The sequence below is a fragment of the Prevotella sp. S7-1-8 genome (genome assembly GCF_000758925.1).
Classification (GTDB): Bacteria; Bacteroidota; Bacteroidia; order Bacteroidales; family Bacteroidaceae; genus Prevotella.
In genome coordinates this window covers 1-6,502 of sequence record NZ_JRNC01000103.1, presented here as the reverse complement: position 1 = coordinate 6,502, position 6,502 = coordinate 1, and the positions used below count along the sequence as shown (strand labels likewise).

7 protein-coding genes are annotated in these 6,502 nt (G+C 41.2%); all 7 read right to left on the bottom strand.

Features of this window, described 5'->3' with window-relative positions; all coding sequences use genetic code 11:
* On the bottom strand, positions 1-492 hold a 492-nt coding region (locus HMPREF1640_RS13000; RefSeq protein ID WP_156098812.1), incomplete at its 3' end, for a radical SAM protein.
* Between the two features lie 93 nt (positions 493-585).
* Positions 586-2,298: a sigma-70 family RNA polymerase sigma factor gene (locus tag HMPREF1640_RS11850; protein WP_036895114.1), complete on the bottom strand. Its 1,713-nt coding sequence runs from the start codon at positions 2,296-2,298 to the stop codon at positions 586-588.
* A 238-nt stretch (positions 2,299-2,536) separates the two neighbouring features.
* Positions 2,537-3,574: a nucleotidyl transferase AbiEii/AbiGii toxin family protein gene (locus HMPREF1640_RS11845; protein ID WP_036895108.1), complete on the bottom strand. Its 1,038-nt coding sequence runs from the start codon at positions 3,572-3,574 to the stop codon at positions 2,537-2,539.
* Positions 3,552-4,193 carry a DUF6088 family protein gene (locus HMPREF1640_RS11840; protein WP_036895107.1) on the bottom strand — a complete coding sequence of 214 codons (642 nt, stop codon included), beginning with the start codon at positions 4,191-4,193 and terminating at the stop codon, positions 3,552-3,554. The genes HMPREF1640_RS11845 and HMPREF1640_RS11840 overlap by 23 nt, the downstream gene beginning before the upstream one ends.
* A 310-nt stretch (positions 4,194-4,503) precedes the next feature.
* Positions 4,504-4,920, bottom strand: a complete 417-nt coding sequence (locus tag HMPREF1640_RS11835; RefSeq protein ID WP_036895105.1) for a hypothetical protein — start codon at positions 4,918-4,920, stop codon at positions 4,504-4,506.
* A complete protein-coding gene (locus HMPREF1640_RS11830; RefSeq protein ID WP_036895104.1) occupies positions 4,917-6,212 on the bottom strand; it encodes a site-specific integrase in 1,296 nt (431 codons plus the stop codon). The genes HMPREF1640_RS11835 and HMPREF1640_RS11830 overlap by 4 nt, the downstream gene beginning before the upstream one ends.
* A gap of 59 nt (positions 6,213-6,271) precedes the next feature.
* Positions 6,272-6,502: tyrosine-type recombinase/integrase (locus HMPREF1640_RS11825; protein ID WP_036895101.1), on the bottom strand; the 231-nt coding region annotated here is incomplete at its 5' end.

The window sequence follows — 6,502 nt, the reverse complement described above, 5'->3', positions numbered from 1 at the left end:
CATCAAGGAAATAGGAACAATATCCCTACACGCCTCTATAACTTCGATAACCTTATCATATCCATCCCTGCCACGCATATAGAGATAGGTTTCTCTGGTGCCGTCAAGTGAAATATACAGATGCTTGGGGTGATGATTTTTTACAGCAGATATTACCTTGTTTACCGCAAGACAATTAGACAGCAGCGTATAGTTAGGATGATGAGTGTCAAACCATCCCAATATCTTGTCTGCTTCGGGATGAAGGATAAACTCACCTCCCTCCAAGCCGACCGTCGTGCGTTTCGTTATACATTTGCTGTTCATTATCTTGATGATGTCGTCTAATCTTAAATTTTCCGTAGGTTTCTTCCAAATGGAACAGTGCTTGCAACGTGACTGGCAGTTGGTAGTGGAATATATCATCAAGGAAGTAAGTACCTTATGCCGTCTGCGTATTACATTGTTGGCAAATACTATTCCGTTGTGGATGTAGTCATAAATACTGTACATTCTTTCTTTTGAGTTTTGTCTTTTATTGTTAAGAGCAGAAAACCACGAAAAGACTGCACAATATTTATGACTTTTTTTATCTATTTATTTCATTTACCAAGTAAGCCGCAATCCAAATGGTACTGTTATGATGAACGGATGCTCTGTGCGGTAGGTTTCAAGGTCACTGCCATTCCAGAAGTAATAGAACATGTTAGGTTCTAAATACAGACTGAAAGGCTTGAATAGCCTATACTGAACACCGATACCTAAGTTCACAGACCACTGATAACGTGGCTTGATGTCACCCTTTAACGTGTAGGACGAGTCAGACGTTATGATATACTTCTTATCAAGTGAACTGTGAACTGGCATCTCGAATGTCACTCCACCAGTCGTATAGGCATTGAATCGTCCCTTGCTCCATATACGATAGGTCAATTGCAATGGTATGCCCACATAATCAATCTTCTGGGTCTTCAACAAGGTCGCACCATGAAACTCACTCTCAAAATCAGACTTCATTCTTGTGTAAGTCAATCCCGTGCCAAAAGTCCAATGGGAACTTAGTTGCTTGTTGAGCGACAAACTAAAGGTTTTGGGGCGGTAGTGGTGCGCCTTCTCACCTAAGGATGCGTTGCCTTCTGTTGCATTATTCAGTGCTATCCATGACATTTTTGCCCTCTCGACAGAATCCATCAGTGCATTGTTCCGAACCAAATAATTTACATAATCATCCCATGTATATAATTTGGCCGAAGCCCCACCGTTAGCGTAATCTACTACTGATAGGTAGTTCAAATTGGACATGGCTCCATTTGCTCCGGCATTAGATGAATAGCCGAATTTAAATGTCCATGGGTATTTCTTCTTATTGCTGACACTAGGCGACATACTTTCATTCAATGCCATCATTTTTTCTTCGGTAATTTGTGGAATACGAAGCACGGAGTCTATGGTGCTGATACCCTTTATAACCAATTGTTTCTGTATAGAATCCACATGGAAAACTACAGTCTGCTGCTCGGATTCTACACTATCTGTTATCATCCGTGAAGAAATCTTTTCAGTAGAGGTAGCCATTTCTGCCAAGGCACGTTCATCATTATTACTGGTACTTATACTTGATGGGATGGAATATCTTGGTTGCACTATCTTTTGAGAGGTAGATTCTTTTTGAACCCGTCCTGGCAGCTCCTTATGAGTGGTTACTGCTGTTTGCTTGTGTTCAGAAGTTCCAACAGTTTTGTCCTTCGTTACGAAATAGATATAGACAGATATCAGAATTGGAAGCAAGAAGAGCAACCAATAGTTCATCAGTATAGTCCGCAACATTTTCTTTGCCCGAACCAACTGAGAAGATGAACTGTGAGGATTGATACCAAGCAGTTCTCCAATTTCCTTATGAGAAAGACCATCCAGAACCGAGAGTTTGAATATCTCCCTGTTCCCCTCCGGTAACGACTCTATTGCCGACAACAATAGTTCAAGTTCTATATTCTTTTCTTCCTCGTCTTCTTCGCTCAAAAAATCTGTGCCCAGACTAGACAGAGGAATGTCATCCTTCACTGTGCTTTGCAGGTACCTTAGAGAAAGGTTCCTTACAATGGTGATCATCCATCCCTCCAATTTTGAGTTGTCTTTCAGCGATTTGATGGAGGTGAAGATGATGATGAACGCATCATGCAAAATATCTTTTGCCGTGCTTTCGTCTGTCACATAATGCTGGCATATCCGCAATAATCTGTCGGAATATGCCTTGTATAAATTTCCGAGAGCTTTCCGTTCTCCCTGTTTACATGCGTTTATATCAACATCTACTTTCATAGATATACTTTTCCTTTTTATTAAAAGGAGCAGATTGTGACTAAAAGACTGCACGAATTTTGAAACTTTTTTTTGAAAAACTTGAAAAAAGGCTCAAATTTATGACTAGTGGCCTATTTTTAAGGGCGAATAATCAACAACAAGAGCACTATTGCAAATTTCACCTCCCGTCATAAAGGAAACATTGGATTGTGTATTTTGATACCTGTAACAAACGATGGTCAATGGCACATCTAATCTAAGGAATTATAATTTGTCTGAAGTCATGAAGTAATTTCTCCATTCTTTTCATCAATTCCTTAAAGGGCTTGGCTTCGCCATATATATATCCATCTACCATATTTGTCTCATAGTCCAGACGATAGGCTTTCAGAACCTCATTTCGGGGGATAAAATCAATACTTGTCGGATAATCTTTGTCATAGTCCACATATCCCAAATGATAGAAACGACGACGATGTTCTACGATAGCCTTATAAAGGTTGCCATCGTTCAGTGACTTCTGGCCAAACTCTGTGTCCATCAATCTATCTAAATCATAGAGATGCAGGGACATACGCAATGTTCTTGGTTCTTCCTTTTGAAGCTCCTCACTAAGAAGCAGTGCCTTCTCCAAAAATGTTCTTGATGGCGTTACAGTCTTGATAGATGCTGTCATTTCATCATCCTCTTCAGGGAACTTATCAAAGACAAGAGAGCGAATGTCGCATTTCTCATTAGGCTCAGACATAGATAGACAACTGATTTCTATTTTAATCCTCGCATCAATAAGTCTCATGCTGGACGGGAAGATACTTTCATAATTGACGAATATTACCGTTGGGTCACTGTCATGATCTATAGGCTTGGGAGGTTCCCCCGCCATCGTTTCATTCTTTACAGTATATCCTTCAATTCCCATTTTCTTAAGTTCCACATCCAGTTCTGCTGAAAGTGTCCCATGAATATAATCTCGCGACGCTTTTCTTAACTTCTTTACCTGGTTGTTGTTCTCACACTTGGCAAATGGCAGGTTAAGGATTTTTTCAAAAAAAGTTCTGTCAATGGAGATGTCGATATCTTCACTGAAACGGTTAATAAGATTCCATCCTTTACTCAAAGAAGTTCCGCCCTTGAAAAGAAGCCATTTCCCACAAGATGTGTTAAACAGGGCTTTGAGGACTACTGTCACCCACCAATCCTTCTCTACCGCATTATCTTCGATATTATGATCTTGTGCGACTGATTGTATCATTGAGATCCTCTCATCAATGCTATGATTCTGCCAACTGCTCATGATTCTTATTGTTTAGGATGTTTATTATTTTTCTTCTTATCCATGCAGGCATGACTTTTAAGTCTTTCGACATGGTATCGTCCTCTGGATATTTACTCAATATCACATTGATTGCACTTTCCCACTCGTCATTATAGTTTCGTTCACCGATAGCTTTCATGGCTTGTACTAACAGACGTGTGACCTTTCCCTTCAATGCGAAATTCTTGGGCACTCCTCTTTTGAACGTGATGGTTTTATTGCCACACTTGATTTTTCTTGCAGACCCACTGGTGAGAAAAACAGGGGTCATGGTAACTTGTTCGGACAATCCGAGCGTATTCAGCGCGGTGCTACCAGTAGGAAGAATCTCTGCATTATCTCTTTCTGCAATAGCACGAGCAATATCCTCGGTAGTTGGATAAACAACACCGAATTTGGTTTCCTTTGTTTTTAGGTATATACCACGAGATAGCCTTAATAACAATCCCTGCCGGACAAAATCTGACAAAATTTTGCCAACATACTCGTCGTCGTATTCTGGGAAACTATTATTAAAAAACAGAGTACCGGTGTTTGCTTTTTCAATACAGTTCCTAAGAATATCAACAACCTTCTTTTCTTCTTTGTTTATTAACATATATTAAGTCGGTTATTTTTGCAAAAATACCGAGTATTTTCCAAACACCCAAATTCTTTGAAGTTATTTTTATTTGGGTTGATCATTTCCATTCCATTTCAGAATATCATTTTGCAAGTGATACGAATATAATGGCAAGCAGTGTGTGTTCTTACTGGAAGATTACCAATAGAAGTAGTATGTAGTTTTTAAGTAGTAACTGGATGCTTCTCTTACTAACTACGCTACAAGATTTTTTCTTTCACCGTATTATACCCTATTGTAGTTATGTAGTAAGATATAATCAGTGAAAGAAAAAAGCGTATTACCATCAGTTATCCATGTTGCCTATCAGGAATATCGGTGTTATTATGGATGCTGGTTTCTGCAGCTTCTGACAGATGTACTTTCTGAACAAATGCACTTCCGTGTTGTCTAACAGAAAGGACAGAGCGATGATGATAGAAAGCGGATAGAGCGGTGTATAGCCTTTGAGCGGTCCATTGATAACGACTTCTTCCTCGTCAGCAACTCTTTCTTCGGGATGCAGGTTGGAGGATTTCATAATCGTTTTCAGCCTATGGTTGAGTTTCTTCCATGTTACCCCGAAGTACCTCACAAGTTCACTCTCTGTCATGGCTATCTCTCCGTTTCCCTTGCGAATGACCTGCATATTGCTGCCCCAATCAAAATAGCTGCGATGATTGGCAGTGTTTGTTCTTATTTTTAGGTTGTTGTTTGTCTTCATGCCGTTTCCTCCATTTTATAGGTTACAATATCCGAAGATTCACAAACCTCTCTCTCCGAAGTTTCCTTTTCTTTTGCCGATTGCTTGGCAATGAGCCTGTCCATATCCTCTGATATCTTCCTGTCCGTTACCTGCGCATAGACTTGAGTGCTTGATATGGAGGCATGTCCCATCATCTTGGCGATGCTTTCAATAGGTATTCCTGCGCTTAGGCTCATTGTGCCGAATGTATGTCTTGCCATGTGGTAGGAAAGTCTTTGGCAGATACCGCAAGCCTTTCCCACAATACTCAGTTTGGCATCCATGACACTGCGGCTGCAATCACGATGAAAAACAAGGTGGTCGCCTTTTTCTTTCACCGTCTGCTGTTCCTCGCTTCTTTCTTGCTCTTTCCGACAATAGTTGATGATAGCTTCCGCTATGGGATGTAATGGCACGATGAACTCAACCTTGGTCTTCTGACGCTCCTTTCTTATATACATCTGTCCGTCTGCTGTCGTTTGGATATGCTTGTATTCCAAATTCTCCATATCTGAGATAGCCAGTCCTGTGAAGCAGGAAAAGATGAACATCTGTCTTGCTAACTCTGTTTCCTTGTCATTCATCCTCATTGACATAAGTTTCATTACATCGCTCTTTTGCAGAAAGCGTATCTTCTTTTCCTCTTTCTCATACTTGGCATTCTCAAACGGATTGCAGCGGATAATCCTCTTGCTGACCGCACGGAACATCAGTCGGCTCAGCCAGCAGAGGTTGCTGTTGATGGTGGATGCTTTCAGTCCACGCTTTTTCAGAAAGAAACGGTATTCCTCGAACAAGTCCTCTGTAATGGCTCCGATGGGTATATCCTGCACTCCTTTGTTTTCTACAAATTCACGGAGATTTCTGTCAGAATAGAACAGGTTCAGATAAGTTCCCTCTGCCCTTGATCTGCCAACACTTTCCTTGACTGTTTGCAGTTCGGCCCTGCTCATGGCAAGGAGCGTGGTCGGATTGGTGGCAATACCTTGCAAGCGGTTCTTGATAAGTTCCACGCTTACCACTCCGTCCCTCGTCAGTATGTCCCGATAGGTTTTCTCTACTAATTCCCTGAACTCATTGATTCTTTGATTGGTCTTCCTGTTGGTTGTCAACCCCTGCTTGGCGTTCCACTCAGAGAGCTGGCACTCTTCACCTGTGGTAATAGCTGCGTTCTTTCCGTCGATGGTGATACGGCAGAGAATGGCGGTATTGCCGTCTGCCTTTGTCTTATGTCTGTTGATGTAAAACAGTATCTTAAATGTACTTCTCATTGTCTTGGTGGTTTGAAATTTTAAATGAATAGATAAGAAATCAAATGATTTGATAAGGATTAGATAGCCAACTGCATCTCTTCGGTGAAAGAAAGGAAACGGTCAAACTCCTCAAAGAGTTTCTGTGGGGTTACCTTTGCATAACGCTCGGTCATGCTCACGTTGGAATGCCCCAGCATCTTACTCACGGTCTCTATTGGCACTCCCTGTTCAAGCGTGATGAGCGTGGCAAAGGTGTGTCTTGCCGTATGCGTGGTAAAGGGAAACGAGATGCCTGCACGAAGCCGCAG

Bases quoted from the DNA above. Each gene is read 5' to 3' on its own strand.
- HMPREF1640_RS11850 (WP_036895114.1), bottom strand. From the start codon at position 2,298: ATGAAAGTAGATGTTGATATAAACGCATGTAAACAGGGAGAACGGAAA.
- HMPREF1640_RS11845 (WP_036895108.1), bottom strand. From the start codon at position 3,574: ATGAGCAGTTGGCAGAATCATAGCATTGATGAGAGGATCTCAATGATA.
- HMPREF1640_RS11840 (WP_036895107.1), bottom strand. From the start codon at position 4,193: ATGTTAATAAACAAAGAAGAAAAGAAGGTTGTTGATATTCTTAGGAAC.
- HMPREF1640_RS11835 (WP_036895105.1), bottom strand. From the start codon at position 4,920: ATGAAGACAAACAACAACCTAAAAATAAGAACAAACACTGCCAATCAT.
- HMPREF1640_RS11830 (WP_036895104.1), bottom strand. From the start codon at position 6,212: ATGAGAAGTACATTTAAGATACTGTTTTACATCAACAGACATAAGACA.